At 68.0% G+C, this 26063-nt stretch carries 25 protein-coding genes and 1 tRNA gene; 10 read left to right on the top strand and 16 right to left on the bottom strand.

The window, feature by feature from the left end:
- Positions 1-8: 8 nt before the first annotated feature.
- Both Hhyl2_RS17165 and Hhyl2_RS17170 read right to left on the bottom strand, forming a co-directional pair.
- Positions 9-1553 (bottom strand): (R)-citramalate synthase, encoded by a 1545-nt coding sequence (locus Hhyl2_RS17165; RefSeq protein ID WP_483551981.1) that lies wholly within the window; start codon positions 1551-1553, stop codon positions 9-11.
- Between the two features lie 143 nt (positions 1554-1696).
- The gene (locus Hhyl2_RS17170) at positions 1697-2044 is read right to left on the bottom strand and encodes a DUF192 domain-containing protein (protein ID WP_483551982.1); all 348 of its coding nucleotides are present in this window, start codon (positions 2042-2044) and stop codon (positions 1697-1699) included.
- A gap of 104 nt (positions 2045-2148) precedes the next feature.
- On the opposite strand from Hhyl2_RS17170, the gene Hhyl2_RS17175 reads away from it, so the two are divergent.
- The 5 genes from Hhyl2_RS17175 (at position 2149) to Hhyl2_RS17195 (ending at position 7959) form a co-directional block, all read left to right on the top strand.
- Positions 2149-3675 carry a PAS domain S-box protein gene (locus Hhyl2_RS17175; protein WP_483551983.1) on the top strand — a complete coding sequence of 509 codons (1527 nt, stop codon included), beginning with the start codon at positions 2149-2151 and terminating at the stop codon, positions 3673-3675.
- Positions 3676-3697: 22 nt separating this feature from the next.
- The gene (locus tag Hhyl2_RS17180) at positions 3698-4246 is read left to right on the top strand and encodes a DUF7097 family protein (RefSeq protein WP_483551984.1); all 549 of its coding nucleotides are present in this window, start codon (positions 3698-3700) and stop codon (positions 4244-4246) included.
- 77 nt (positions 4247-4323) lie between these two features.
- The gene (locus Hhyl2_RS17185; protein ID WP_483551985.1) at positions 4324-5418 is read left to right on the top strand and encodes an ATP-binding protein; all 1095 of its coding nucleotides are present in this window, start codon (positions 4324-4326) and stop codon (positions 5416-5418) included.
- Between the two features lie 48 nt (positions 5419-5466).
- Complete coding sequence (locus Hhyl2_RS17190; protein WP_483551986.1) at positions 5467-6036, top strand: GMP synthase subunit A; 570 nt, start codon at positions 5467-5469, stop codon at positions 6034-6036.
- A gap of 60 nt (positions 6037-6096) precedes the next feature.
- Positions 6097-7959 (top strand): DUF2070 family protein, encoded by a 1863-nt coding sequence (locus Hhyl2_RS17195; protein ID WP_483551987.1) that lies wholly within the window; start codon positions 6097-6099, stop codon positions 7957-7959.
- A gap of 77 nt (positions 7960-8036) precedes the next feature.
- On the opposite strand, the gene Hhyl2_RS17200 is transcribed toward Hhyl2_RS17195, so the two are convergent.
- Positions 8037-8121 (bottom strand) — tRNA-Ser (locus tag Hhyl2_RS17200).
- A gap of 96 nt (positions 8122-8217) precedes the next feature.
- On the opposite strand from Hhyl2_RS17200, the gene Hhyl2_RS17205 reads away from it, so the two are divergent.
- Complete coding sequence (locus Hhyl2_RS17205) at positions 8218-9165, top strand: AAA family ATPase (protein ID WP_483551988.1); 948 nt, start codon at positions 8218-8220, stop codon at positions 9163-9165.
- Positions 9166-9194: 29 nt separating this feature from the next.
- Here Hhyl2_RS17205 and Hhyl2_RS17210 read toward each other — a convergent pair whose 3' ends face one another.
- The 3 genes from Hhyl2_RS17210 to Hhyl2_RS17220 are packed head-to-tail and all read right to left on the bottom strand — an operon-like array spanning position 9195 to position 12369.
- A complete protein-coding gene (locus tag Hhyl2_RS17210; RefSeq protein WP_483551989.1) occupies positions 9195-9674 on the bottom strand; it encodes a DUF7519 family protein in 480 nt (159 codons plus the stop codon).
- A complete protein-coding gene (locus Hhyl2_RS17215; RefSeq protein WP_483551990.1) occupies positions 9671-11524 on the bottom strand; it encodes a DUF7269 family protein in 1854 nt (617 codons plus the stop codon). Before Hhyl2_RS17215 ends, Hhyl2_RS17210 begins: the two co-directional genes overlap by 4 nt.
- Entirely contained in the window at positions 11521-12369 is an 849-nt protein-coding gene (locus Hhyl2_RS17220; protein WP_483551991.1) for a DUF4129 domain-containing protein, read from the bottom strand. Before Hhyl2_RS17220 ends, Hhyl2_RS17215 begins: the two co-directional genes overlap by 4 nt.
- Before the next feature lie 97 nt (positions 12370-12466).
- On the opposite strand from Hhyl2_RS17220, the gene Hhyl2_RS17225 reads away from it, so the two are divergent.
- Positions 12467-13231 carry a DICT sensory domain-containing protein gene (locus Hhyl2_RS17225; RefSeq protein WP_483551992.1) on the top strand — a complete coding sequence of 255 codons (765 nt, stop codon included), beginning with the start codon at positions 12467-12469 and terminating at the stop codon, positions 13229-13231.
- Positions 13232-13258: 27 nt separating this feature from the next.
- Here Hhyl2_RS17225 and Hhyl2_RS17230 read toward each other — a convergent pair whose 3' ends face one another.
- The 6 genes from Hhyl2_RS17230 to Hhyl2_RS17255 form a co-directional block, all read right to left on the bottom strand.
- On the bottom strand, positions 13259-14044 hold the full coding sequence (locus Hhyl2_RS17230; protein WP_483551993.1) for an N-acyl homoserine lactonase family protein: 786 nt from the start codon (positions 14042-14044) through the stop codon (positions 13259-13261).
- 122 nt (positions 14045-14166) lie between these two features.
- On the bottom strand, positions 14167-15321 hold the full coding sequence (locus Hhyl2_RS17235) for an acyl-CoA dehydrogenase family protein (RefSeq protein WP_483551994.1): 1155 nt from the start codon (positions 15319-15321) through the stop codon (positions 14167-14169).
- Positions 15322-15430: 109 nt separating this feature from the next.
- Positions 15431-17083 carry a long-chain fatty acid--CoA ligase gene (locus Hhyl2_RS17240; protein WP_483551995.1) on the bottom strand — a complete coding sequence of 551 codons (1653 nt, stop codon included), beginning with the start codon at positions 17081-17083 and terminating at the stop codon, positions 15431-15433.
- A 120-nt stretch (positions 17084-17203) separates the two neighbouring features.
- The gene (locus Hhyl2_RS17245) at positions 17204-17806 is read right to left on the bottom strand and encodes a chemotaxis protein CheC (RefSeq protein WP_483551996.1); all 603 of its coding nucleotides are present in this window, start codon (positions 17804-17806) and stop codon (positions 17204-17206) included.
- 87 nt (positions 17807-17893) lie between these two features.
- On the bottom strand, positions 17894-18562 hold the full coding sequence (locus Hhyl2_RS17250; protein ID WP_483551997.1) for an O-methyltransferase: 669 nt from the start codon (positions 18560-18562) through the stop codon (positions 17894-17896).
- A 49-nt stretch (positions 18563-18611) separates the two neighbouring features.
- Complete coding sequence (locus Hhyl2_RS17255) at positions 18612-19562, bottom strand: mechanosensitive ion channel family protein (RefSeq protein WP_483551998.1); 951 nt, start codon at positions 19560-19562, stop codon at positions 18612-18614.
- Between the two features lie 77 nt (positions 19563-19639).
- On the opposite strand from Hhyl2_RS17255, the gene ptsH1 reads away from it, so the two are divergent.
- Complete coding sequence (gene ptsH1 / locus Hhyl2_RS17260) at positions 19640-19924, top strand: phosphocarrier protein HPr (RefSeq protein ID WP_483551999.1); 285 nt, start codon at positions 19640-19642, stop codon at positions 19922-19924.
- Positions 19921-21606, top strand: coding sequence for a phosphoenolpyruvate--protein phosphotransferase (gene ptsP / locus Hhyl2_RS17265; RefSeq protein WP_483552000.1), 1686 nt, complete (start codon positions 19921-19923; stop codon positions 21604-21606). The genes ptsH1 and ptsP overlap by 4 nt, the downstream gene beginning before the upstream one ends.
- A 1-nt stretch (position 21607) precedes the next feature.
- Here the strand turns inward: ptsP and dhaM are convergent, their stop codons facing one another.
- Together dhaM and dhaL are read right to left on the bottom strand one after the other, a co-directional pair.
- The gene (dhaM, locus tag Hhyl2_RS17270; RefSeq protein WP_483552001.1) at positions 21608-21988 is read right to left on the bottom strand and encodes a dihydroxyacetone kinase phosphoryl donor subunit DhaM; all 381 of its coding nucleotides are present in this window, start codon (positions 21986-21988) and stop codon (positions 21608-21610) included.
- Positions 21988-22698, bottom strand: coding sequence for a dihydroxyacetone kinase subunit DhaL (dhaL, locus tag Hhyl2_RS17275; RefSeq protein ID WP_483552002.1), 711 nt, complete (start codon positions 22696-22698; stop codon positions 21988-21990). The genes dhaM and dhaL overlap by 1 nt, the downstream gene beginning before the upstream one ends.
- Before the next feature lie 71 nt (positions 22699-22769).
- On the opposite strand from dhaL, the gene Hhyl2_RS17280 reads away from it, so the two are divergent.
- Entirely contained in the window at positions 22770-24134 is a 1365-nt protein-coding gene (locus tag Hhyl2_RS17280; RefSeq protein ID WP_483552003.1) for a bifunctional metallophosphatase/5'-nucleotidase, read from the top strand.
- Here the strand turns inward: Hhyl2_RS17280 and dhaK are convergent, their stop codons facing one another.
- Positions 24135-25130, bottom strand: coding sequence for a dihydroxyacetone kinase subunit DhaK (gene dhaK / locus Hhyl2_RS17285; protein WP_483552004.1), 996 nt, complete (start codon positions 25128-25130; stop codon positions 24135-24137).
- A gap of 75 nt (positions 25131-25205) precedes the next feature.
- Positions 25206-26009: a BtpA/SgcQ family protein gene (locus Hhyl2_RS17290; protein ID WP_483552005.1), complete on the bottom strand. Its 804-nt coding sequence runs from the start codon at positions 26007-26009 to the stop codon at positions 25206-25208.
- Positions 26010-26063 lie beyond the last annotated feature (54 nt).

A 26063-nucleotide genomic window follows, 5' to 3' on the forward strand; every position in this document is an offset into this window, starting at 1 on the left:
CGGTCCGCTCAGTCGTCGGCAACGATCCGCTCGTCGTCGTCGGCGACGAGGCGGTCCATCGCGTCGACCATCGCCCGCACCGACGCGCGGGTGATGTCAGAGTCGCTGGCGGAGACGCGCACGTGGTCGTCGCCGCGGGACATCTCGATCTCGACGGTGACGACGGCGTCGGTACCGCCCGTGATAGCGTCGACGTGGTAGTCCTCCAGGGACGCGTCGGCGGCGTGTGAGAGCGCTGCCTCGGCGGCGTTCATCGCGGCGTCGACCGGGCCGGAGCCGACCGAGGCCTCCTTGCGCTCCTCGCCGTCGACCGACAGCCGGACGCTCGCGGTCGGGGTGTCCGAACCGGAGACGGCCGTCAGCCCGAGCAACTCGACGCGGCGATCCTGCTCCTGGCCGGTGACGTCGTCGGCGATGGTCAGCAGGTCGGCGTCGGTGACCCGCTTGCCGCGGTCGCCGATCTCCTTGACACGAGCGACGATCTCGTCGAGTTGGTCGTCGGTCACCTCGACGTCGTGTTCGTCCAGCGCGGCCTCGACACCGGCGCGGCCGGCGTGTTTCCCCAGTGCGAGGCGACGCTCGCGACCCACCTTCTCGGGCGGGTACGGTTCGTACATCGCGTCGTCCTTGAGCGTGCCGTCGGTGTGGATGCCGCTCTCGTGAGTGAAGGCGTTCTGTCCGACGACGGCCTTGTTCGGGGCCAGCGGGATGCCCGTCCGGTTGGCGATGAGGTCGGCGAGGTCGTACACTTCCGGGAGGGCCATCGTCTCGACGCCGTAGCCGTGGTCGAGCGCGATGGCGACCTCCTCCAGGGCGACGTTGCCGGCCCGTTCGCCGATGCCGTTGATGGTGCCGTGGACGAGGTCCGCCCCGGCGGCCACGGAGACGAGCGCGTTCATCACGGCCAGCCCGAGGTCGTCGTGGGTGTGGGTGCTGACCGGCCCCAGTTCGGCGAGCCGGGAGACACATTCCAGCGCCCGGTCCGGGGTCGCGTGTCCGACCGTGTCGGCCCAGCAGATGCGGTCGGCGCCGGCGTCCAGCGCCGACCCCAGAAGCTCTTCGAGGTAGTCCAGGTCCGCACGGGAGCCGTCCTCGCCGATGACCTCGACCCAGAGGCCGTGGTCTTTGGCGTACTCGACGAGGTCCATCGTCGCGGCGACGTTCTCCTCGCGGGAAGTGCCGACCTTGTCCTCGACGTGCCTGTCGCTGGCCGGGACGACGAGGTCGATACCGTCGACGTTACACTCCAGCGCGAGGTCGATGTCGTTCTTGATGCCGCGACAGAAGCTGGTCACCGTCGCGTCGAGGTCGAGTTCTGCGACCCGCGAGATGGTCTCTCGCTCGCCGGGACCGGTACAGGCGCTGCCGGCCTCGATGACGTCGATCTCGGCGTCGTCGAGTTTGCGTGCGATACGGGCCTTGTCGTCGGGCGTCAGCGAGACGCCCGGCGCCTGCTCGCCGTCGCGCAGAGTCGTATCCAGGAACTGTACCTCACCGACATCTGTGAGGGCACGCGTCGCTGGGTGCCCTCCGAACAATGGGTTCTGACTCACAGAAAATCCTCTTCCATCACACAGCGGGACGAATTTCTCGGCCAGCCGCCTTGCGGCGACTTCCTCTATCCTCCGTCGGGTATTCCGACATAGTAGTGACTACTCTAATCTTCATGGTCTAAAAGGTGGCGGATGCGTCGTGCTCACTCGGTGACGACCACAGTGTCGCCCTCGCCGACGCCGTCGGCGGCGCCCGCGGGCAGTTCCAGGATCGTGTCGGCGGTCGCCCATCCGACCGAGCGCCAGGGGTGCATCGTCTTCGTGGCCTGGACCACGCCGTCGGCCAGCCAGATCACGTCGAGTGGAAACGCCACGAACAGCATGTGGATGGACCGGCGGCCGGCCTCGTCGAACGGGAACACGAGGGCGTAGTCGTCGGGGATCGACCGGCGGAACATCAGCCCGCGAGCCTGCTGGAGGACCGACTCCGCCCGGTCGACCTCGGTCGCGAGGGTGCGAGCGGTCCCGTCGGGGTCGTGGACGACGCGCATGGTCGTGACCCACGACAGAGAGGCAGTTAGCTGTTGTGCCGCCGTTCCTACTGTCTGGGAACTCCCGTCCGTTTTCATATCCGGGGACGGCATGGATCTACGTGATGGAACGCGGTGTCGAGTCGGTTTGGACAGCGATGACACGGTCGTTCGCCCGGGTGACGGACCGACAGTGGCGGTTTCTCGGGAGCGGGGTACTGTTGGCTCCGGCGCTGCTGGTCTGCGTGGCGACCGCCGCCCGACTGGGGCGTCCGGCGACGCCGGCGCACGTGCAATTCATCGCTGCTGGCGCACTCGTCTGTCTCGCCGTGCCGCTGGTGGTCGGCGCCCGCTGGCTCCTGCGCAGTGACCTCGATGCGCGCGCTGTCCAGCGGTTGCTGGGCTGGTCGCTGGCCGGCTCGCTCCCGATTACGACGCTCGCACTCGTGGTCGTCGCCTACCAGCGGGCACACGGTGTCGGGCTGGCCGACCCGGCTCTCGTCGTCGCGTGGGTCGCCGGGACCGGCGCGGTCGGTGGGCTGCTGACGGGCGTCTACGACGTCCGCCGGGAACGCGAGCGGCGCCGGAGCGAGCGGTCACAGAACCGACTCAAAGCGATCTTCGAGACCTCCCCAGTGGCGCTGGTCGCGATCGACGATCAGGGGGTCGTCCGCTCGTGGTCGAGCGGTGCCGAGCGCCTGTTCGGCTGGACCGCGGCGGAGGTCCGTGGCCGGCAGTACCCGCTCGTTCCGGACGACCGGCGTGACGAGTTCCAGCGCCACAAGGCCTGGGTCGACGCCGGGAACGTCATCGAGGGCGTGGAGACGAAACGACAGCGTGCGGACGGTGCGCTGGTCGACGTCAGTGTCTGGTCGGCGCCGATCACCGACGCCGCCGACGGGTCGGTCTCCGGGCACATGATCGCGCTGGCGGACGTCACCGACAGGCGACAGCGCGAGCAGCAACTGGCTGTCCTCGAACGGGTTCTGCGCCACGATATCAGAAACACGGTCAACGTCATCGAGGGCAACGGCGCTATACTCACGGAGGCACTCGACGACGGGGAACTCGACACGGCGGCAGAGCGCATCGTCGACCGTGCACGACGGCTGGGACGGCTCAGCGAGAAGGCCCGCGAGGTGACCGACGTCCTGCGGTCGTCGTCGGGTGACCAGGTCATCGACGCCGTCGCGGTGGTCGGCCAGGAGCGACGACGCATCGTCGAGGAGTATCCTGACTGTGCCATCACCGCCGACATTCCGGAGGTGGCTCCGGTCGCTGGCGACGAGCGACTCGCTGTCGCCGTTCGCGAGACACTCGAGAACGCTGTCGAACACGGGTGCCGGCAGACGCCGGACGGTGTCGACCCGGAAGTGTCCCTGCAGATCTCAGTCGAGACGGATCACGTCGTCATCGACGTCGTGGACACTGGCCCCGGTATCCCGGTGCGGGAGCGAGAACCGCTGAGCGCCGAGACCGAGACGGCACTCCAGCACGGTAGTGGTATCGGTCTGTGGGTGATCCACTGGTTGATCAGGAGTCTCGGCGGCGAAGTCACGATCTCGGACCGCGAGTCACATGGCGCCGTCGTGACGATGCAACTGCCACGGGCGGGCAGTGAGTCCCGGTCCGGGCCCGGACAGATTGAATAGTGTCGCGGCCCCACAACGTCGTATGGAGAAGGCACCGGGAGGGACGAGCGTCGGCGTCGACGACCCCTACAGCCACGTCGACCGCTGTGACTTCGTCACGGACGAGGGGAAGTGCCGGTGGGCGCGCGAACACGGCCACCACGATCCCGAGTTCGCCAATGCCCGGAGTGCCGAGGCGTTCAGATGTCCGGCGGCTATCAGTCCCGACGGGGACGCCGACGGCGCCGAATGGGACTGGGCCGATTGCCAACACTTCCGGTGTCGCCAGCACGACAACGAGTGCGTCCGCTGTGGGCTCGCCGAGCGCCGGATGGCCCACTCCGACGAGCGCCCGCTGCTGGAGGAACACCATCTCTCGTACAGTGGGGACCACGACTCGTCAGACGACCTCGACCACGAGATAACGGTCTATCTCTGTCGGTGGTGTCACGCGAGGGTCCACCAGTCCTGGGCCCGTATCGACGACGACGCCAGTCCCGACCCGGAGGCACTGGCCGAACGTGAGGGCCGTCGCTCTAGGGAGCAGTCGGAACTCGGGTTCCAGTCGGCCGCAGACAGATATGACGAGTAGCTACCACTTCAAATTATCAAGTGTGATACTCTAAGGGGGCGGCTCTAAGTAGCTGCTCGCAGAACGTATAGCCAATTGTGAAGACCCCGACAGTGTCGAAAGGGACACTCGGGACGGGCTATCTGGTCGCCATCGGCGTGACACTGACGCTCGCGCTCGTCGCTCACGCAGCGGCCGTCCTCGGCGCGGGACCGTCCGGTATACTGGTCATCCTCACCGGGCTGGTGCCCGCGCTGTCGCTGGCGGGTGCGAACTACTGGCTCCCGCGCAGCGGGCTCGAGGGCGATCAGATCTGGACTGTCGCGGAGTGGGGCGGCCTCGGCGTCGCGGTTCTCACCCTCCTGAACCTCGGTATCCTCGTCGTCGGTGTGCCCTCGACGTCGCTGGTCCCTGCCCTGCTCGCCAGCAGCGTCGCGATGGGCGGGTTCGTCGGCATCCTCGTCGGGTCGCTGCTGGAACTACGGCGGGCGCGACAGCGACTCCGGCAGAGCAACGCCGTCCTCAACCGGGTGCTCAGACACAACATGCGCAACGACTTCAACGTCGTCCTGGGCCATCTGAGCGTCCTCGAAGACGAGACATCCGGTGACGCCGCCGAGCGGGTCGACCGGATGGCGTCGACCGTCGACCGGATGATCTCGACCACAGAGAAGGCACGTCAGGTGGACGCGGCCGTCGCCGCCGAGGAACACTCACAGGGGCCGATGGACATCGTCCCGCTCATCGAGGCCCGTGCCGAGGCATTGCGAGAGTCCTATCCGGCTGCGACCGTCGACGTCGTCGTCCCCGACGAGGCGGTCGCGTACGCCGACTGGCAGTTCGAGACGGTACTGGACAACCTCCTGGAGAACGCGGTGGTCCACGCCGAGACCGATCCCTGGGTCGGCATCACGGTCGAGACCGTCGGTGATCGGATCCACGTTCACATCCAGGACGACTGTCCGGCGATCCAGGACCGGGACCTGACGGCGTTCTCGTGCGCCAGCGAGACGCCACTGAACCACGCCAGTGGAGTCGGGCTCTGGCTGGTCACCTGGGTCATCGAGAGCTACGGCGGGTCGGTCTGGGTCGACCGGGTTTCCGACGGCAACGTGGTCACGCTGGATCTCCGGGCCGGGACGCGTCTCGATCAACTCACCAGAACGGTCCGGAACCGGCTCGACGTCCAGTAGCGCCCAGTTCCAAACCATATATACGCCCGCACGGCATCGTCTCCAGTAATGACCAGTATCGCAGTGATCGACAATCACGGCCAGTTCACCCACCTGGAGCAGCGCGCACTCCGTGACATGGGCGTCGACGTCGAACTCGTCGACAACACTACGCCGGCCGAGGAGATCGACGCGGACGGGCTCGTCCTCTCGGGCGGCCCGGATATGGACGACATCGGCAACTGCCCCGCGTACCTCGATCTGGACGTCCCAGTCCTGGGTATCTGTCTCGGGATGCAACTCATCGCCGCGGAACTCGGCGGCCGCGTCGGCAGCGGCGAGTACGGCGGCTACGCGGACGTCACCGTCGAGATCCTGGACGAACAGGACCCACTCCTCGGCTCGCTGTACCCCGAGACGCGGGTCTGGGCCAGCCACGCCGACGAGGTCAAGGAGGTCCCCGACGGGTTCGAACGGACCGCCACGTCCGACGTCTGTGGCGTCGAGGCGATGAGCAACACCGACGCGGACATCTACGGTGTCCAGTGGCACCCGGAGGTCGCCCACACCGAGGAAGGCGAGGCGGTCTTCGAGAACTTCCTGGCGGTCTGCGAGCCCGATACCGTCACACAGCGGTGACTCGCGGTGGTCGGTCGCGAGTGAATACCTTTAGTACGGTCCGCGTGGTGTGATATATAAATGACGGCGACACAGGGGAACTTGGCGAGTCTCTCCCGGTTCATCTTCCGGGCGCCCAACTGGTACGCCAGTCTCGTCTTCGCGCTGTGTATCGCCGCGGTCACCGGCGTCGCCGCCTTCGACTCCCGGTTCGTCCTCGACGACGCCTGGCAGGGCGTGTTCTTCATCGGCATCCCGACCGCCGTCGCCGGCGCGGTCACGCCGTGGGTCGACAGGCAACTGGGCGGCCAACTGACACCCAATCACGCGTCCCTACTCGCGCTCGTCTGTGAGGTCATCACCATCGGTATCCTCACCATCGCGGGTGCGGTCGTACTGCTGGTGCCGCAACTCGGACAGAACTTCGTCTTCGACGCACTGATCGTGGCGCTGGCCTCGATCTTCGCGTTCCGCATCCTCATCATGATGGCCATCTCTCGGCACTCGCTGCTGAAAGCGGCCGTCCCCGCGAGTGTCCAGACGGTCACCGCTGCGGTCCTGCTCGCTATCTACAGCGGGACGACCGCCTTCATCCTCGAAGATCCGGTCCTCCAGGAGTGGCTGGCCCGAGCCGAGAAGGCGCCACCGGAGATCCAGGGGTTCATCCCGGCCGATTTCGTCGTCCTGGCGGTCATCTGTGCCATCTACGCACTGGCAGTCTGGCTCTTCCTCGTGGCCATCGACCAGCCCTGGCGGCGCTCGCTGGGTGTCTCTGCGCTGGACTTCCTGCGGGGCTTCGTCGGCCACATCGCCGAGGGGACACGGGAACTAGAGGAGTTCTTCGAGGAGATCGGCGAGGAGGCCATCGTCCCGGTGACGGTGCTGTCGGTCCGTCGGCCCGACGGCGAGGAGAAAGCCCGGTTCGTCCTCCCGATGATCCACCCCGGGCCGATGGGCGAGATCGGTGGCGGGAACCTTCCCAAACGGGTCGCCGAGGAGGCGGACGGGCTGGCGTTCCCACCGCACGCGACCGCCGGTCACGACTTCAATCTCGTCACCGAGCGGGAGGTCGACACGATCCTCTCGACGGCCGACGACGCCTACCAGCAGATCGAGTACGACGACGAGGCGACCGTCGGCCACCGGATCACCGAGGGCGAAGCGACACTGACCGGCCAGTCGTTCGGCGACGACGCGCTCATCGTCACCACCTATGCACCTGGCTGTGCGGACGACGTCGATTACGCTGTCGGGCTCTCCGCGATGTCCGAGGCCCGCTCGGGCGACGTCGAGGACGTCCTGCTCGTCGACGCGCACAACTGCAACGACGGGCTGGAGGGCGAGGACCTGGGTCACGTCGTCCCCGGGAGCCAGCGCTCGTTCGACATGATCTACGGCGCCGGCCGGCTGGGCGAACTGCTCGGCGACACCGAGACCGGCCGATTGCGCTGTGGGACCGCCTGGGACGAGACGCCCTGGGAGCCCGAAGATGGGATCGGCCCGCTCGGGATTCGCGTCTGTGTCTTCGAGGTGGCCAATCAGCGGACCGCCTACGTCCTCATCGACGGGAACAACATGGACCCGGGACTCCGCGACACTGTCATCGACGCCATCGACGGTGTGGATACGGTCGAAGTGATGACCAGTGACACGCACATCGTCAACACGATGGAAGCCGAGAACCAGGTCGGACAGGCCATCCCCGACCAGGAGCTTTCGGCACTGATCGCCGACCTGGTCGACCGCGCCGTCGCGGACCTCGAACCGGTCGAGGCCGGCATGGCCAGCGAACGCGCGAAGGTCACCGTCTTCGGCAACGACCGCACCGAGACGCTCGCGTCGACCGCCAACGCGATGGTCTCGCTGGGTGGCGCGCTCGCCGCCGCGTTCATCCTCGCGGTGATGGCGGTCAGCATCCTCGTGTTTATCGCCGCTGGGCTCTGAGTGGACGTGTTACCGCTCTTGTCTGGAGTCACCCGGCACTGTCGACTCGCTACGCTCGTCGGTTGTGCTGCAGAGAACGCCGAGGAGGAGATTTGAACTCCTGAGTCCGTGAGGACAGTTGCTCTCGAAGCAACCGCCTTGGCCAGGCTAGGCTACCTCGGCTCACCCGAGTATTCCGGTGGTTTCACTTTAGGGGTTTCGATTCGGTCGCCGTCATGTTCTCGACACACATTTACCGGACGCGTGACAGGGACGACCATGGACGTCACTGAAGCCAGTGAGCTGTCGAGCCAGCTCCTCGACGAGGTGGGGAGTGCAGTCATCGCGGATCGCGGATTCTTCGAGACGGTCCTCCTGGGCGTGGTCTCGAAGGGTCACGTCCTGCTCGAAGACGTGCCCGGGACCGGCAAGACCCTGACTGCCCGGAGCATGGCGACCGCCCTCGGACTCTCCTTCTCCCGCGTGCAGTTCACGCCGGACCTCCTGCCGGCCGACATCACCGGGACCCACGTCTTCAACGAGCAGACACGCGAGTTCGAGTTCACGCGCGGGCCCATCTTCGCCAACGTCGTCCTGGCCGACGAGATCAACCGCGCGCCGCCCAAGACCCAGTCGGCGATGCTCGAAGCGATGGAGGAGGGGCAGGTCACCGTCGACGGCGACACCTACGACCTCCCGGAGCCGTTCTTCGTGCTGGCGACCCAGAACCCCGTCGACATGGAGGGGACCTTCGAACTCCCAGAGGCGCAGGTCGACCGCTTCCTGGCCAAGACCGCCATCGGCTACCCCGAGAGCGAGGGCGAGGTCGAACTCCTCCGCCGGCGGGCCGGCCGTGACACCCAGAGCCCGACCGTCGAGGCGGTGCTGGACCCCCAGCAGGTCGAAGCGCTCCGCGCCGTCCCCGAGTCCGTCCAGGTCGACGACGACCTGCTGACCTACATGGCCGACATCGCCCGCGCGACCCGCGAGGACTACCGCGTCGAGGTCGGCGTCTCCCCGCGTGGGACCCAGCGCCTCTTCGAGGCCGCCCGCGCGATGGCGGCGATGGCCGGCCGCGAGTTCGTCGCGCCCGACGACATCAAACGGGTCGCCCAGCCCGTGCTGGCCCACCGGCTCGTGCTGACGCCGGACGCACGGGTCGAGAACGTCGACAAGTCGACCATCGTCGAGAACGTGCTGGGCGAGGTACCGGTGCCGACGGTCTGAGCGACCCGGCCACCAGTCCTCGAAGCCCTTCACTCGGTCAGTCCCGCCACTGCGAAGACCGCGCCGACGAACAACAGCCCGGTCGCGACCGGCCCCAGCGTCGGCACGTTGACGAACAGCCCTGCCATCGAGACGAGGCCGACGGTCAGCGCCGCGACGAGGGTCCCGCCGGCGACCCGGACCAGTTCCGCGTTGTGCGTGACGGCGTCCTCGGCCATCGTCTCGTCGAGGTCGACGGCGTGGTGTCCGAAGTCCCAGGCCAGCAGTACCGCCGCCACTGCAATCACGAGGACGACGGCCGGTGCCGCCGTGACACCGGCGACGAGCACGCCGACACACTGCAGGACCGTCCCGAGCGTCACCACCCGCGGGCGTGTATCCAGCACACCGGCCGCCAGTACGAGCGCGCCGACGAGGGCCGGCGCGCCGCCCGTCGTCGTCGCCATGACCGCCGTCCCGACCAGGGCGGCGACCAGCGCGGCCACGCCGACGAGTCTGACGCGTCTCATCGCGACCACTCCCGTGCCCGCTCGAAGGCCGCGGGCAGCGACTCGTCCTGGTGCCAGTCGACGACCGGGATCCCCTCCCGGCGCAGTTCGCTGATCCTGAACAGTCGGTCGGCGGCGTCGACGGTCCCGTCGGCGGTCGGCGCCGTTCCCGGGTCCGGGCTGACGACGGTCACGGCGTGGCCGTAGGCGGCCAGGTAGCGCAGTATCCGACGGATGTCGTCGTCGACCAGCGGCGAGCAACAGACCACCTGAGCGCTGGCCGGCAGCTCCCGACGGAGCCAGCGCAGCGTCGGCCCGGGGTAGAACTCGCCCTCGGGCGGCCGGGGCGAGAAGACCGGGTCGGTGGCGAGCGTCGTCTCCAGGCGGTTCTTGTGGGTCGGACCGCCGCTCGGGCCGACGAACAGCCGGTCCGGTGCCAGGGCCGCGAGGCCGACCCGGTCCTCGGCGTCGAGCCGTGATTGGATGACGCTTCGGGCCGCGACGACACAGCGGTCGACGGTCGCGTCGAGGTCCGGGGCCGTCGGCGCGTCGTAGGCGCTGGGTCGGGCGTCGACGAGGACGACTACCGTCGCGGCCTGCTCCTCGCGGAACTCCAGCGTCGAGAGCTCCCTGGTCCCGGCGTAGCGGTTCCAGTCGATACGCGAGAGCGGGTCGCCGGCGCGGTACTCGCGGGTCGCGTAGAAGGCGATGCCGTCCCCGCCCTGGTCGGCGTCGATCCGGCCCCGATATCGGGTCGTCTGTGACTGGACCGGCGCGTCGGCGTCGACCTGAGGCAGCGAGACCGACAGGGCCGAGACGCCGGTGACCGACGCCTCCGTGACCGTCGCCGTCGCGCCGGCGGCGTCGCCAGCGACGACGGTGGGGGCCTCGAACTCGTGGTCGCCGCGCGTCGCCCGGACGGTGTACTCGACGGTCGCCGTCGTCGCGGGCCTGAGCGCGGTCGCCAGCTGTGGCGAGCCGTCGGTGACCGCCAGCGTGTCGGGCACCCCGTCGGCGACCCGGCAGTCCAGCAGCGTCCGGTCGCCGTCGTTGCGGACGGTCAGCGTCACCGTCACCTCGTCCCCGTGTGTCGGGTCGGTGTCCGAGACGGCCCGGTCGACGGTGATTGCCGGATCCGGCGTGGTGGTCCCCGCCCGCACCGCGAGCGCGACGACCGCGACGGCGCTTGCGAGCACCAGCCCCGGCCGTTTCGCGAGGATGCCGACGCCGACCAGCGCCAGCGGGACGGTGTAGAACCCGGTCCAGCGCCCGGTCTCGACGGTTCCGGCGGCGGGCGTCGACGCTGCGTCCGCGGGTGCCTCGTCGACAGCGTCGATTCCAAGGACGCCCCGGAGTTCACTCGCCGCCCGTTCGACCCGGTAGCGGTAGCGACTGTGGCCCGAGAGCCGGGCAGTGATCCGGTCGCGGTACTGGCGGGCGCGGTCGACGGTGTCGGCAAACAGTGCCGCGGCCGTCGCGTCTGCGGTCCAGTTGCCCTCGTGGATCGCTGTCTCGGCGGTCGACTCGTCGTGTTCGCGCGTCCGGACGAGCGCCCGGGCGAGCAGCGCCTGCAGGTCGTCGGCGATGCGGTAGTCGCGGGTCAGCATCGACTCGGCAGCTGCCCCGTAGCCGTCCGTCGCGGTCTCGGGGGGTGAGACGTCCCGCTGTGTGCGCTCCGGGAGCGCTGGGCTCTGTCGCGTCGCGGCGTACCGCTGGTAGCCGGCGTAGATAGCGATGCCGGCCGCGAGCAGGCCGACGAAGACCAGAAACCCCCGGTCGATCGACAGCCCGGCCCCGGCGACGGCGACGCCGAAGCCGGCCAGCAGCGAGCAGACGCCGGCAGCCAGCAGGAGGCGCTTGACGACTCTCACGCGCTTCCTCCGTAGGACTGCTCGATGTTTCGGAGCGCCGACTCGGCGCGCTGCTCGCGCGTGTCCGTCGCCGGGGTATCACTGTACCGGACTGCCTCGAAGAGGTCGGTCAGCGTATCGACGTCCTCCTCGTCGAGGCCGGCCGCGACCGCTCGCTCGGCGAACTCCCTGGGCGTACACGTCTCGGCGTCGTCGACGTCCAGGGTCGCGGTCATCTCCTTCCAGGCGCGGTAGACGGCGTTGTCGAGGCTCGCGTCCGCGGCGAGTCGGTCGGCTGCGCGCCCGGCGGCATCCGCGAGGTCGGTCGCGTCCTCGGTCTCGGCGTCGCTGTCCTCGGTCTCGGTGCCGTCGTCGGTTACCGTCCACGTCTCGGTGCCGGTCACGCGCCGGAGGAGCACGCCGGCGAGGACGACGACCGCGAGGGCGCCGACCAGGCCCAGCAGCCAGGGTGACCCGGCGGCGTCGGCGGCGCCGGAGGTCGCTTCCGTGAGTGACTGCTCGGTCTGTTTCGGAAGCCCGCCCCCACCCATCCGTGGGTTGACGCCGATGACGACCGCGACGACGGACAGCACCACCGAGGTCAGCGCCGCGAGCACGAAGTCGTCCGTACCGTACTGCCGGAGACCGTACGCGAGTGTGAGCGTCAGGCCGAGGACGACGACGACGAGCAGCGTCGGTCCCGCGGACGGTGTCTCTGTGCCGGCACTGCTGGGACTGAGATTGTGATTCCCGTCGGAACTGTCGGCACTGTCCCCGCTGGCCGGCGTGTCGAGCGCCGGCGCACCGACGACGAGCGCGAGGAGGACCAGGCCGGTCACGAGAGAGATTGTCAGGCGGCGTGACACGCCTGTCGGTTGTGGTTCTGGTGGTGTTAAAATTACGCCATCACGTCGGCTGTTGGGGGAAGACATATCCTGGCAGGGCTCTTCCGTTCGGAGAGAGATGTCGCTCTCGGAACTGATCGCCGGCGTCGAGGACCACGAGCAGACGCTGACGGTGTTCAACGCCGACGAGTCGACGGTCGTGGACCTCCGCGAGCAGTTCGCGGACCGGAACGTTCGCGTCCGTGCCGAGGAGACCGAGAGCGGCCGCCCCGGCGAGTTCGTGACGCTCAGCGACGACGGCAAAGTAGTGACGGCGACCGGGCTGTCGGCGTTCCGGGAGTCCATCGCGGGCCCGGAGGTCTCGCTCTCGGAGGCGCCGTATCGCCCGATTCTGGACAACTTAGACGAGACGATGTTCACCTCGTGGTCCATCTCCCAGCTGGTCGCGGCCTCCCGTGAGATAGAGGACCGCGCGGCCCGCGTCGGTGGCGGTACACTCCATGCCGGGTTCCAGACGGTCTCGACGTTGAAGGGGGAACTGGACCGCTACGAGCAGCTGGGAGAGCTCGGCGTCGACGTCCACGCCTACGCGGTCCCCGACGAGGCGTCCCCGTCATACAGTCAGTTCACGCTGCACGTCGACCGGGCGACCGAGATCGCCGAGTCGTGGTTCGTCGTCTTCGACGGAGGGACGTCACAGACGTCCCAGGCAACCGGCGAAGCCGGTGACGGGGACGGCGACGACGAGCAGAAGTGCGCGCTGCTGGCCGAGGAGCGCGACCCGCGAGCATTCTACGGGTTCTGGACATACGATCCGTCGACGGTGGACTACATCGTCGACCATCTGGAGTCGAGATACTGGGTGGCCGAATCCCGGCAGTAGGCTCCAGTGTAGTGGTACCCGGACCGTTCAGGACAGCGACTCGAACACCGACAGATCGTGCCCGAGCAGTACCTCGGCGCCGGTCTCGCGCTGGATGTTCCGGCAGCGTTCCAGGCTCTCCTTCCAGGCGGCGTTGCTCCAGAGGAGGCTGGTCGCCATCGACTGGCCGGCGTAGTTGGCCTCGACGTAGGCCTCGTCGCCGACGACCAGCAGCGGCGTCCCGGGACGGTCGATCAGCGCACCCATGAGCCCCGGGGTGTGGCCGGGGAGGTGGAGCAGTTCGACGCCGTCGGTGAGGTGGTAGCTGTCGCCGTGGACGATCTGCCAGTTCAGGTCGTGGTCGAAGTCGCTGGCAAGGTAGGCGATCGAGCCCTCGTCGGTCTTCGCGCTGAAGTACGCGAAGGGGAGTTCCTCGCGGTGGACGTAGATGGGGACGTCGGTGCCCGCGAACTCCGCGAGGCCGCCGGCGTGGTCCAGGTGGAGGTGACTCATCACGACGGCGTCGATGTCGGACAGGTCGTAGCCGGCGGTACCGAGGTCGTCGCCGAGGTGGTGCTCGTCGGCGTCGACGTGGGCGAACGCCTCGTACAGCGGTTCGGGCCAGTAGCCGTCGCCGGCTTCGGGGTGGGAGCCGGTGTCCCAGAGGATGGTCATCTCGGGAGTCTCGACGACGAGGTTCCAGACGACGTAGGTCTCGTACTCGTGGTCGGGATCGCGGTTCGAGGCGGTGGCGACGCTGGTGCCGTCGACGACGAAGTTCCGATCCGCCTGTACCCGGCCGCGGTCGAGGAAGGTGACTGTGATCTCGCTCATACCAGTTGTACGTGATTCGACATAATAAGGAGTGGCCCAAACAGGTAGGGTAGCACGCGAACCGCTCTGGAACAGCGAAATTCGGGAGAACGCGTGTGGCGAGGACCCGGTTCGCTGGCCGGCTACTGGGGCGCCTGGCGGTAGATGAGGTTGCGCTGGATGTCGTTGGCACCCTCGTAGATGACGGGGATGCGGACGTCACGGTAGACGCGGGAGATGCGGTTCTCGGTCAGCACCGAGCGGCCGCCGTGGAGTTGCATCCCGCGTTCGGCGCAGTCCATCGCCGCCTCGGTGGCGGAGGTCTTCGCCAGGGCCGCCCAGTAGCCGGCGTTCTCGTCGTTGGCGACGCGCGCTGCGGCGTCCCACGTGAGCGAGCGAGCGGTCTGGAAGTCCAGGTGCATGTCGGCGAGTTTGTGCTGGACCGCCTGGAACTCGTCGACAGTACGGCCGAACGCCTCGCGGTCGTGGACGAAGTCCCAGGCCTCCTCGATGGCCGCGGCGGCGAGACCGATCCCGTGCCCGCCGACGATGACGCGACCGTGGTTGAAGAAGTCCGCGAGCATGTAGAAGCCGGCACCCTCGACGCCGACGAGGTTCTCCTCGGGGATGCGACAGTCGTCGAGGACGATGTGGGCCTGTTTCGAGGCACGGAAGCCCATCTTCTCGGGGATGTGCTCGGCGTGGTAGCCGGGGGCGTCGGTCGGGACGATGAACATCGAGTAGTTCCCGTACCGGTTGTTCGGGTCGTCGCCGGTCTTGGCGTACAGCGTCACCCAGTCGGCCTCGACGCCGTTGCCGATCCAGTACTTCTCGCCGTTGATGACCCACTCGTCGCCGTCCTTCTCGGCGCTGGTCGACATCCCGGCCAGGTCGCTCCCGGTCTCGGGTTCGGAGACCGCCAGCCCGGTGATCTGGTCGTTCTGGGCCACCGGCTCCAGGAACTCCTCGTGTTGCCAGTCGGCGCCGTGCTCTTCGACGATCTCGGCGCCGAAACTCGCCAGCTGGAGTGTCAGCGCGATGCCGGCGTCGGCCTTGTAGAACTCCTCGGCGATAGCCAGGACCTGCTGGAGGTCCAGCCCGCGACCGCCCAGCTCCTCGCCGAGATCCTGTGCGACCAGGCCGGCGTCCATCCCCGCCTCTAGAATGTCGTGGGGATACTCACCTGATTCGTAGTACTCGGCGGCGTTGGGCGCGATGTGTTCCTCCGCGAACTCGCGGGCCTCCTCTTTGACCTCGCGGGCGTGTTCCGGGACCGGATAGTCGGACAGTAGCTCCATAGGCCCATACATGAACGGTGTCATCATATACCTCGTGGAACTTCGAGAAACACCGCAGGAGTTGTTTTCTCTCCCCGCCGGCGAATCGTTGCCTTCGAACGAACCTGCTCTATTCGGGTGCGGCGTCCTCCGGAACGCGTCCTTCGACCAGCGATTCGTCGCTGTACTCCTCACGCAGCGCCTGCTTGTTGAACTTTCCCGTCGCGGTCTTGGGGACCTCGCCGATGACGACGACGTTGTCCGGGACCCACCACTTCGGATACTCCTCGCGGACGAACGCCTGGAGTGTCTCCTGCAGCGCGTCGGTATCCGGGTCCTCGGTCGGAACCACCAGCGCGAGGGGTCGCTCCTGCCAGCGTTCGTGGGGGACGCCGATGACGGCGGCCTCGGCGACGTCGTCGTGAGCCATGAGATAGTTCTCCAGTTCGACCGAGGAGATCCACTCGCCGCCGCTCTTGATGACGTCTTTCGCGCGGTCGACGATCTTGATGTAGCCGTCCTCGTCGACCGTGACGACGTCGCCGGTCTTGAGATAGCCGTCCGCGAACTCGGCGTCGGTCGCCTCCGGGCGGGCGAAGTACTCGGTCGTGACCCAGGGGCCACGGATGTAGAGTTCGCCGAAGGACTCGCCGTCGTGTGGGACATCGTTGCCGTGGTCGTCGACGACGCGGAACTCCAGGCCGGGGACGATGAGCCCCTGCTTGGCTCGTTTTTCCAGTTTCGTCTCGTAGTCGGCGTCTTCGAGGTCCGATTTCAGGTGCGCGGCCGTACCCACCGGCGCGGTCTCGGTCATCCCCCAGGCGTGGAGCAACTCGACGCCGTGGTCGTCGAAGAAGCGAATCATCGCCTCGGGAGCGGCGCTCCCGCCGACGACGAGACGGTCCAACGAGGAGAGGTCGACGTCGTTGTTCTTGACGTACTCCATCAGGCCGAGCCACACCGTGGGGACGCCCGCAGTGACCGTGACGCCCTCGGATTCGATGAGGTCTGCCAGGTCGGCCGGTTCGGGCTGGGGGCCCGGATAGACGTGTTTCGCGCCGCCCGCTGTCGCCGAGAACGGGAGGCCCCACGCGTTGACGTGGAACATCGGGACGACGGGCAGCATGACGTCGTCGTCTGCGAGCGGCACACCCTGTGGAGTCTGGAGCGCCATCGTGTGCGCCCACAGCATCTGCTGGGTGTACTCGACGCCTTTGGGTTTGCCCGTGGTGCCCGAGGTGTAACAGAGCCCCGCTGGCCGTTCTGCCTCCAGCGTCGGCCAGTCGTAGCTCGTCGGCTGTCCGTCGATGAACGACTCGTAGGGGACCGCGTCCAGGTCCGTCTCCGGGACCACATCGCCCATCACCACGTACCGCTCGACCGACGAGAACGGGTCGGGGTCGTCGGCGACCGCCCCCTCCAGTTTCGGCAGGAACGACTGGTCGACGAAGATTGTCCGGTCCTGTGCGTTCTCGACGATGTACTGGATGTGCTTGTCGGGCAACAGCGGATTGATCGTGTGTAACTGTGCGCCCATGCCCGGAACCCCGAAGTACGTCTCGAAGTGGCGGTGGTGGTCCCAGCAGAAGGTACCGATCCGTTCCCCATCACCGTACCCCACTTCGTCTAGGGCGTTCGCTAGCTGTGCGACCCTGTCGGTGTACTCGCTGTAGTCCGAGCGGACGATACCCTCGTGGGTACGTGAGACGACCTCCGTGTCCGGATACAGTGTCTCGGCACGCCACAGGAACGGCTGCAAGGTCTGATCGGTCCCGCCTGGCATAGCCCAACCCACGGGCGGGCGGTACAAGAAACCTCACCAAAAAATAGTGATGGATCGGGAAGGTCCCACCGATTTACAGGCGGTCGAGGCGAATGCCCCGGGGCTTGACCCCGAGGCGGTTTACACTTCGATCTGTTGCATCAGGTCGACCAATTCTTCGAGTCGTGGGAAGGTGTAGACCTTCACGTTGATGTCGGACTCCAGGGCGTGGACACGGGAGTCGAACATCAGTGCCATCTCGTTGTCTCGGTCCCCGACCAGTTGGTCGATCATGCCGCTGCCGGGTCCGAAGGTAAAGTTCGGCGTCGAGATGTCGATGGTCGTATCCAGGACGTTCGCCCAGCCGTCGATGAACCCCGAAGTCATGATGTTGCCGATCTCCTGGATGGCCGACCGTTCCATGTCGGTGAAGCCGTTGGCGTTCGGGTCGGTCTCGCCCATGTCGCCGATCATCCCGTGGGCCAGTTCCTTGGCACTCTGGGCGTTGAACAGGAAGAGGATGTGTCCGTGGGGTTGTTCGATCATCTCGATGCTGATACCGATCTGCTTCTCGTCGCCGACGTGTGTCTTGATGTCGGGGACGTCGATGAAGTTGATCTTCGTGATCTCCATCTCCGTCTGCATCCCCGTCATCTGGCTCAGGTGGTTCGCCACCGTGTTCCCACCCTCTTTTGCCATCTTGTTGAACAACCCGAGCTTCCGGATATCTATCATCAGACTCATGACTGGGACAGCTACTGGCACCCACTTGCTGGCGCTCCCACATAAGCTATGCACCCCGATTTTCGCAGTCGAGAATGACAGTCTGCCTCAGCCGGTCCGAACACTGACGGCGACCCCCTCACCCAGTGGCAGGAGTCCGGTCTCGAACGCTGGATCGTCACGGACCCGTTCGAGGTAGTCGGCGATGCCGTGACTCATCTCGTTGGCGTCGACGTCCTCACCGGCCAGCAGCGCGCGCACGTCGGCGAAATCGAGTGGGCCGGCCTCGATGGCGTTGTCCGCGGCGACGACGCCGCCGACGGGGACCTTCTCCCGGACGGCCTCGAACGCCTCGGCGTAGCGGTGTTTCTCGTTGTCGATCAGGACCACGTCGAAGGGTCCCTCGTAGGCGTCGACGGTCTCGATGGCGTCGCCGTGTTCGAACGCCGCGCGGTCGGCGTAGCCGCCGCGGTCGAGGAACTCGCGGGCCTCGTCGAGTTCGTCGGCGTCGATCTCCGTGAGGACGATCTGTCCGTCGGCGGGGAGTGCCGGGGCCATCCAGTACGCCGAGTAGCCGTAGCCCGAGCCGAACTCGAAGACACGTTCTGCGTCGACCATGCGCGCGAGCATGCGGAGCCAGCCACCGACGGCGGGACCGACCGTCGGGAACCCCTCGCGGTCGGCCTTCTCGTCCATCTCGGCGATGATCTCGTCCGGATCTGGCGACAGTGTGCGGGCGAACTGTTCGGTCACGTCCGGGAGCGGGTCCTCGCTCATGTCGTCCACTCCACGTGGACGGCGGTTAAATCCTCGCGGGCGGTGACGATCAACGGTTCCGACCGACCGGGAACTGCACCCGCTCTGGCTCGTCGTTGAACGCCGCGAGGATGCGGTCGTAGAGTTCGTTCCGGACCCGCTGGCCGCGCTTCGGGTGGACGAGGTACCGAAGCCGAAGTTCCACCCAGGATTGCTCCTGGACGACGTTGACCGTCGGGCGGTCCCGGACCTCCAGTTCCACGGGCGTCTCGGCCAGGCGTTCCCGGTAGCGCTGGATGCGCGCGGCCATCTCGTCGCCGAGGAAATCGTCGGCCGCCTGGCGCATCGTCTCGGTCGCGTAGTCCAGATCGGTCTCGTAGGCCACCTGGATGGTGAGTTCGTTCCAGACGAAGGGGAACTCCTCGCGGGTGTAGTTCTTGACGTGCGAGGAGAGGACGACGCTGTTGGGCAGCGTGATGATGCGTCCGGACGGCTGGTTCGAGGAGACGAGTTCACCGTTGATCTCCCAGAGGGTCGTCACCAGGAACGAGACCGCGACCACGTCACCCTTCGAGGACTCGATGGCGACGCGGTCGCCGACCTGATAGGGCCGCTTGACCATGATGTAGAGCCAGCCGATCAGCGAGAACAGCGGTTGCTGGAGCGCGAACGTGACAGCGAACCCGACGACACCGAGCGAAAAGAGGAGGCCGAGCCACTGCTCGGTGACCACCCCAAGTGCGGCCGCGACGCCGGCCAGCCCAAAGCCCAGGCGGAAGACGTTCTTGGCGTCGTGGCGCCGGCGCTTGTCGGGGGTGGCCCGGTCGAACGCCGTCAGGACGAGTCGATAACAGCCGTAGGTCGCGAATCCGACCGCGAGCAGCGAGAGGAACTTCACGAGGACGAACGAGATGGCGACACCGTCGACCGTCCCCTCGATGCCGACGCGCTGGACGGCAGCGATGCCGGCGGCACAACTCAGGGCGAGGAGCAGCGATAGGTAACCGAGCGGACGACTCACAGCAGCCCAGTCGGGAGGGCCGTACAAAACGGTGGGGGCGGGGATACGGTAATAGCCGCTCGGCGCTACGTGTCAGTATGGAACGCACTATCGAGATCGTCCCCGAGGCCGGACTGCACGCCCGGCCGGCCTCGAAGTTCGTCCAGCGGGCCAACGAGTTCGACGCCGACCTCCGAGTCGGACACGCCGCGGACGGCGACGACGACCTGGTCGACGCCCACAGCATGCTCGCGGTCACCGGCCTCAACGTCAAACACGGCGAGTCGGTCCGGGTCGTCGCGGAGGGCCCCGACGCTGCCGCAGCACTCGACGCATTGGAGGCGGTGCTGACGACGCCCGTCGAGGACGGTGGGGAGTCGTGACCGACACGCTCTCGGGGCTCGGCAGCACGCCGCTGGTCGGCGTCGGGACGGCGCGCTGGTACCGTCCCGCCGCGCTGGATCTCCCGGACCGGCCGGACCCCGAGACGGTCGACGCCGAGGCCCAGCAAGCGCGGTTCGACCAGGCGCGGGACGACGCGCGGACGGCCATCCGGCAGGCTCGCGACCGAACTGCCGACCGGATCGGCGAGGAGGAAGCCGAGGTCTTCGACGCCCACGAACAGTTCCTCGACGATCCGCAACTGGTCGACGGGATCGAGGACGCCATCCGATCGGGGACGCTCGCCGAACACGCCGTCGCGGACGCCTTCGGCGACGCCATCGAGCAGTTCGAGAGGATGGACGGCCGGATGGCCGAGCGCGCGGACGACCTCCGGGAGGTCCGTGACCGACTCCTCGGGGCGCTGTTGGGCGCCGAGACGGTCGATCTGGCGACCCTTCCCGAGGGAACTGTCCTCCTGGCGGACCGGCTCACGCCCGGCGATACGGTCGCACTCGATCCCGACGCGGTCGCGGGTATCGCGACGGTCGCCGGCGGTCGCACCTCCCACGCGGCGATCATCGCCCGCTCGCTGGCCATCCCGGCCGTCGTCGGCGTCGGCGAGGGACTGGGCGTCGTCACCGACGGGACCGAGGTGCTCGTCGACGGCGAGCGCGGCGAGGTCGTCGTCGATCCCGGCCCGGACCGCCGGGAGTCCGACAGCGGAATCGACGTCGAACCGATCCCCGAGCGCGTCTCGACGACGGACGGTCGGGCAGTCGAGGTGGCCGCCAACGTCGGCAGCGGTGCCGAACTGGCCCCCGCGAGCGACCGTGGCGCCGACGGAATCGGTCTCTTCCGGACAGAGTTCCTCTTCCTGGACCGGGAGGAACCGCCGACGGAGGACGAGCAGTACGAGGCGATCACGGACGCACTGCGGGCCTTTCCCGAGGACCGGGTCGTCGTCCGGACGCCGGACATCGGCGGTGACAAGCAGGTCCCGTATCTCGACCTCCCCTCGGAGTCGAACCCCTTCCTCGGCCAGCGCGGCATCCGGCTCTCGCTGGGGCCCCACGCGGACCTCTTCGAGACGCACCTGCGTGCGATGCTCCGGGCCGCGGCGACCGAGGACGGCGGCGACCTGGCGCTGATGCTCCCGATGGTGGCCCGTGTCGAGGAGGTCGCGGCCGCACGCGAGCGGATCGACGCGGTCGCCGCGGCACTGGACGCTGAAGGCGTTACCTTCGAACGTCCGCAACTGGGCGCGATGGTCGAGACGCCGGCGGCCACCTACGTCGCCGACGCACTGGCCGACCGGCTCGACTTCCTGAGTCTCGGGACCAACGACCTCACGCAGTACGTGATGGCCGCCGACCGCGAGAACGACGCGGTCGCCGACCTTCACGACCCGCTTCACCCGCCGGTCCTGCGGGCCATCGACCGGACGACGACGGCTGCGCATGCGAACGACGCCTGGGTCGGGATGTGCGGCGAGATGGCCGGCGACCCCTCGCTGAGCGAACTGCTCGTGGGACTTGGACTGGACGAACTGAGCATGAGCGCCGTGACGGTGCCGGCGGTCAAGCGGGCGGTCCAGGAGATCGACAGCGAGGCTGCTGCCGAACTCGCCGCGGCGGCGCTGGCGTGTGAGACCCGCGACGAGGTAGCGGAACTGCTGGACTAGCTCACAGTTTGTCGATGTCGCGGGCGGCCTCGGCCTGCTCGCGGACCGACTTCGTGGTCGCCGAGGGGCTGGTCGCGGCGACGGCGGCGTTGACCGCCCCCTCCAGGACGGGTGCGTCGGCGATGACCGCGTCCACGTCGCTCAGTTCGATGGCGACCTCGGCGTTCATGACGGCACTGCCCAGATCCACGAGGACGACGACACCGTCCCCGTCGTCGGCGGCGGCCAGCGCGTCTTCGATGTCGTCCGAGACGGTTCCAAGGCCACCCTTGCCGTCGCCGCCGGTCGGTTCGATGACGGTGTCACCGCCCATCTCGGTGGCGACCTCGACGATACCCTCGGCCGCGGTCCGACTGTGGGAGACGACGACGAGTCCGACCATCAGTCCTCCGCGGGCTCCTCGTCGGGAACCGTCGGCGAGGTAGCGTCGAGCGCGTCGATATCGGCTTCCAGTTCGTTCCGGGCGACGGCGAGCAGTTCCTCCATGATGAACAGTGTGCTCGTCGCGCCGGGGTCCTGGTGGCCGACAGAACGCCAGCCCAGGTACGACGCCCGACCCTTCGAGGCACGGATCGGGACGGTGAAGGCGACCCCGCGTTCGGCCGCGTCGACGGCCTTCGCCAGCGCTTCCGCCGGCGGGAGGTCGTCGACCTCGATGGACTTCTTGAAGGTGTGGACCGCCGGGACGAGCGCGTCGACCATCGTCTTGTCGCCGACCGAGGCGTCGCCGCGGTCCTGGACCTTCTCCAGGTAGGTCTCGGCGAAGGCCACGGCCGTCTCGGGGGTGATGCCGTCGTCGAGTTCCGCGCTGGCGAACACCAGCGACCCGCCGTACAGCGGCCCCGAGGCGCCGCCAACCTCCGAGAGCAGCGTCTTGCCGGCGGTCTTGACCATCGTCGCCGGGTCGGCGTCCTCCAGGTCGGCGACCGCGTCGGCGGCCGCGCGCCACCCCCGGGCCATGTTCCCGCCGTGGTCGGCGTCCCCGATAGCCGAGTCGAGGTCGGTGAGTACGGTCCGTTCGTTCTCGATACGGGCCGCGACGTTCTCGATTGCGTCGCGGACGGCCGCCCGCTGTGTCGCTTCGTCTGCCATGTGGTACCATGGCCGTTCAGCGAGTAAACAGTTCCGACGGATTGATGCCGCCGCTGGCGGACCTAGCGCCAGTGTCCCTCCGACTGCTCCACTACTCCGACGTCGAGACGGCACTTGACGACCCCGAGCGGTGTGCCCGCCTGGCGGGCGCCATCGCTACCCGTCGCGATGGCGACACCGTCGTCGTCGGTACCGGCGACAACACCGCGCCGGGAGCGCTCCCGCTGGCGACCGAGGGCGGGGTCGCACTGGACTTCTTCCGGGCGGTCGACCCCCACGTCGACACCTTCGGGAACCACGACTTCGACTTCGGCGCCGAGCGGGCCCGCGAACTCGCCGACGCCGCGCCACAGACCTGGCTCTGTGCGAACGCCCACGTCGACGACGACCGGTTCGCCGCCGCGGAGACGATCCCGCACACGGTCGTCGAGACCGACCAGTACCGCGTCGGCGTCGTCGGCGTCGCCCACCCCGAGACCGACACGATCAACCCTGCAGCGGCGAGTGTCGACTTCGCCGACCCGGTTCCGGCGGTCCGCGAGTCGGCGGCCACGCTGCGTGAGCAGGGCGTCGACTTCGTCGTCGTCGCCTCCCACTGTGGCGAGGGCGATAGCCGCATCGCCCGCGAGACCGACGTCGACGCCGTCCTGGGTGGGCACGTCCACGACGTCCACGTCGAGACGGTCGCCGACACCTTCGTCGTCCGGCCGGGCCGCGCCGCGCGGTACTTTTCGGAGGTCCGACTGGGCAGTGACGCCGACGTCACTGTCCACGAGGTCGGCGAGGATCACCGCGACGAGGCGCTGGCGGCGACGCTTCGGGACCGACTGGCGACGACGGGCCTCGACGAGGTGGTCGCGACGGTCACGGATCCCATCGACCTCTCCGAGGAGTCGGTGACGACTGCCGAGAGCCGTGCGGGCAACTTCGTCACCGACGCGCTCCGGTGGCGCGCCGACGCGGACGTCGCCATCAGCCCGACGGGCGCGCTCCGGTCGGGCGACCCGCTCGCCGGCGACGTCACGGTCGCGGATCTGGTCGGCCTCGCTCCCTACGGCGACGACCTGGCGCTACTGGAACTCTCCGGCGAGCGGTTGCTGGCCGCGCTGGCGGCGGTCCCGGTCGGCGCCCACAGCGAGGAGTACCCCGACCGGTTCTGTAGCCACCTCAGCGGTGCCCGGATCGTCTTCGACGACGGGACTGGGGAACTGCGCTCGGCGACGGTCGATGGCGACCCTGTCGACCCCGACGGGACCTACACGCTCGCCGTCGCGGACTACCTCGTCGAGACGGACCACGTCGTCGGCGTGTTCGGGCCCGACGACGTGATCGAGAAATGTGGCGTCGCACGGGACGCGATCGTCGAGTACGCCCGCGCGGTCGGCATCGACCCCCAGATCGAGGGCCGCATCGAGCGCCCGACGCTCGACCCCTGATCAGCGCTTCAGCGCCGGCGTGTCGGCGGGGTGGGCGAGCAGTTCCTTCAGTTCGTCGTCGACGGCACAGACGGTCACCGAACAGCCCATCATGTCCAGGGAGGTCATGTAGTCCCCGACCATCGCGTCCCACGTCTCCAGGCCGTGCTCGTCCATCAGTTCCTGGACCTTGCGGTTGACGATGAACAGCTCCGAGAGGGGGGTCCCGCCCATCCCGTTGACGATGGTGACGACCTCCTGGCCCTCGTCTAAGTCGAGGTCCTCCAGGACGGCCGTCGTCAGTTCCGCGGTGATCTCGTCGGCGCTCATCATCCCGGTCCGCTCGACGCCGGGTTCGCCGTGGATGCCGATGCCGAGTTCGATCTCGTCCTCGCCCAGGTCGAAGGTTGGCTCGCCCTTCTCGGGGGTGACACAGGAGGTCAGGGCCGTCCCCATCGTCCCGACGTTGTCGATCACCTTCTGGGCGACCCGCTGGACCTCACCCAGGTCGTCGCCGCGGTGGGCGGCCGCGCCGGCCACCTTGTGGACGAGGATGGTCCCACAGACCCCCCGCCGGCCGGAGGTGTACAGCGAGTCCTCGACGGCTACGTCGTCGTCAACGACGACCTGGGCGACCTCGGTGCCCTCCATCTCGACCATCTCGCCGGCGGTCTCGAAGTTCATCACGTCGCCCTCGTAGTTCTTGATGACCATCAGGACGCCCTCGCCACTGTCACAGGCGGCGACCATCTCCTCCAGTTCGTCGGCGGTCGGGGAGGTGAACACCTCGCCGGCGGCCGCGCCGTCCAGCATCCCTTCGCCGAGGTAGCCCGCGTGTGTCGGTTCGTGACCGCTGCCGCCGCCGCTGACGATGCCGACCTTGCCGTCGACCGGCGCGTCCGCCCGTACCAGTACCTGCGTGTCGGGGAGTCTGCGTACCTGTTCCGGGTACGCGGCGACCATCCCGTCGAGCATCTCGTCGACCACGTCGTCCGGGTCGTTGATCAGTTTCTTCATGGTGCATGGTGACAATAGGCTCACACGCTGATAAAGATAGCTTCGTTGATGTGTCAGTACCAGTGACCGGTGCCGTCAGGAGAGGGCAGCGACTATCTGCTCGACGCGCTCGGCCGCGACCGGGTTGGTCGTCACCCCGTCGACCTTGAGCGCCGTCCCGACGATGGCGCCGTCGGCGACGGTCAACAGATCCGACGCTGTCTCGGCCGTGACGCCGCTGCCCACGAAGACAGGAACCGACGGATCGACCTCGTCGCGGGCGTCGGCGACGGCGGCCAGCGTCGATTCGTCGGTCTGCTCGCCAGTCCCCGGTCCGGAGACGACGAGACCGTCGGCGTGGCCGCGTTCGACGGCGTCCGCGACCTGCTGGACCAGCGGCCGGTCGCCAAGCGGTGCCGAGTGTTTGACCGCTACGTCCGCGAGGACGGCGATATCGGCGTCCAGTTTCTCACGCAGGCGTATCGTCTCGGCGGCCCGTCCCTCCACGATACCCTGGTCGGTCACGCGGACGCCGGTGTGGACGTTGACCCGGACGAAGCGGCCACCGGCCGCCGTGGCCACCGACAGTGCCGCCGTGGCGTCGTTCCGGAGGACGTTGACGCCGACGGGGATGTCGACGGTCTTACCGATCGACTGCGTGATCGCTGTCATCTCGGCGACGACGTGGGCCGGCACGTCGTCGGCGTAGAACGGCGTATCGCCGTAGTTCTCGACGACGAGGGCGTCGGCCCCGCCGCGTTCGAGCGCTCGGGCATCGGCGAGCGCGTGCTCGCGGATCTGTTCGCGTGAGCCATCGTAGCCAGGTGCGCCGGGCAACGCCGGCAGATGCACCATCCCGACCAGCGGCGTCTCGGCCCCGAACATCGCTTCGGTGTCCATGCACGGCTGTTCGCTCGCCGTCGGTGAAAACGTAGTGCTAACTGTCGGCTACCC

Source organism: Haloarcula sp. H-hyl2 (assembly GCF_056934385.1).

What these genes read in the sequence shown, in the direction of transcription:
- Hhyl2_RS17170 (WP_483551982.1), bottom strand. Translation starts at nt 2,044, where the DNA reads ATGCGCGTCGTCCACGACCCCGACGGGACCGCTCGCACCCTCGCGACC.
- Hhyl2_RS17175 (WP_483551983.1), top strand. Translation starts at nt 2,149, where the DNA reads ATGGAACGCGGTGTCGAGTCGGTTTGGACAGCGATGACACGGTCGTTC.
- Hhyl2_RS17180 (WP_483551984.1), top strand. Translation starts at nt 3,698, where the DNA reads ATGGAGAAGGCACCGGGAGGGACGAGCGTCGGCGTCGACGACCCCTAC.
- Hhyl2_RS17190 (WP_483551986.1), top strand. Translation starts at nt 5,467, where the DNA reads ATGACCAGTATCGCAGTGATCGACAATCACGGCCAGTTCACCCACCTG.
- Hhyl2_RS17195 (WP_483551987.1), top strand. Translation starts at nt 6,097, where the DNA reads ATGACGGCGACACAGGGGAACTTGGCGAGTCTCTCCCGGTTCATCTTC.
- Hhyl2_RS17205 (WP_483551988.1), top strand. Translation starts at nt 8,218, where the DNA reads ATGGACGTCACTGAAGCCAGTGAGCTGTCGAGCCAGCTCCTCGACGAG.
- Hhyl2_RS17210 (WP_483551989.1), bottom strand. Translation starts at nt 9,674, where the DNA reads ATGAGACGCGTCAGACTCGTCGGCGTGGCCGCGCTGGTCGCCGCCCTG.
- Hhyl2_RS17225 (WP_483551992.1), top strand. Translation starts at nt 12,467, where the DNA reads ATGTCGCTCTCGGAACTGATCGCCGGCGTCGAGGACCACGAGCAGACG.
- Hhyl2_RS17230 (WP_483551993.1), bottom strand. Translation starts at nt 14,044, where the DNA reads ATGAGCGAGATCACAGTCACCTTCCTCGACCGCGGCCGGGTACAGGCG.
- Hhyl2_RS17235 (WP_483551994.1), bottom strand. Translation starts at nt 15,321, where the DNA reads ATGGAGCTACTGTCCGACTATCCGGTCCCGGAACACGCCCGCGAGGTC.
- Hhyl2_RS17240 (WP_483551995.1), bottom strand. Translation starts at nt 17,083, where the DNA reads ATGCCAGGCGGGACCGATCAGACCTTGCAGCCGTTCCTGTGGCGTGCC.
- Hhyl2_RS17245 (WP_483551996.1), bottom strand. Translation starts at nt 17,806, where the DNA reads ATGAGTCTGATGATAGATATCCGGAAGCTCGGGTTGTTCAACAAGATG.
- Hhyl2_RS17250 (WP_483551997.1), bottom strand. Translation starts at nt 18,562, where the DNA reads ATGAGCGAGGACCCGCTCCCGGACGTGACCGAACAGTTCGCCCGCACA.
- ptsH1 (WP_483551999.1), top strand. Translation starts at nt 19,640, where the DNA reads ATGGAACGCACTATCGAGATCGTCCCCGAGGCCGGACTGCACGCCCGG.
- dhaM (WP_483552001.1), bottom strand. Translation starts at nt 21,988, where the DNA reads ATGGTCGGACTCGTCGTCGTCTCCCACAGTCGGACCGCGGCCGAGGGT.
- dhaL (WP_483552002.1), bottom strand. Translation starts at nt 22,698, where the DNA reads ATGGCAGACGAAGCGACACAGCGGGCGGCCGTCCGCGACGCAATCGAG.
- dhaK (WP_483552004.1), bottom strand. Translation starts at nt 25,130, where the DNA reads ATGAAGAAACTGATCAACGACCCGGACGACGTGGTCGACGAGATGCTC.
- Hhyl2_RS17290 (WP_483552005.1), bottom strand. Translation starts at nt 26,009, where the DNA reads ATGGACACCGAAGCGATGTTCGGGGCCGAGACGCCGCTGGTCGGGATG.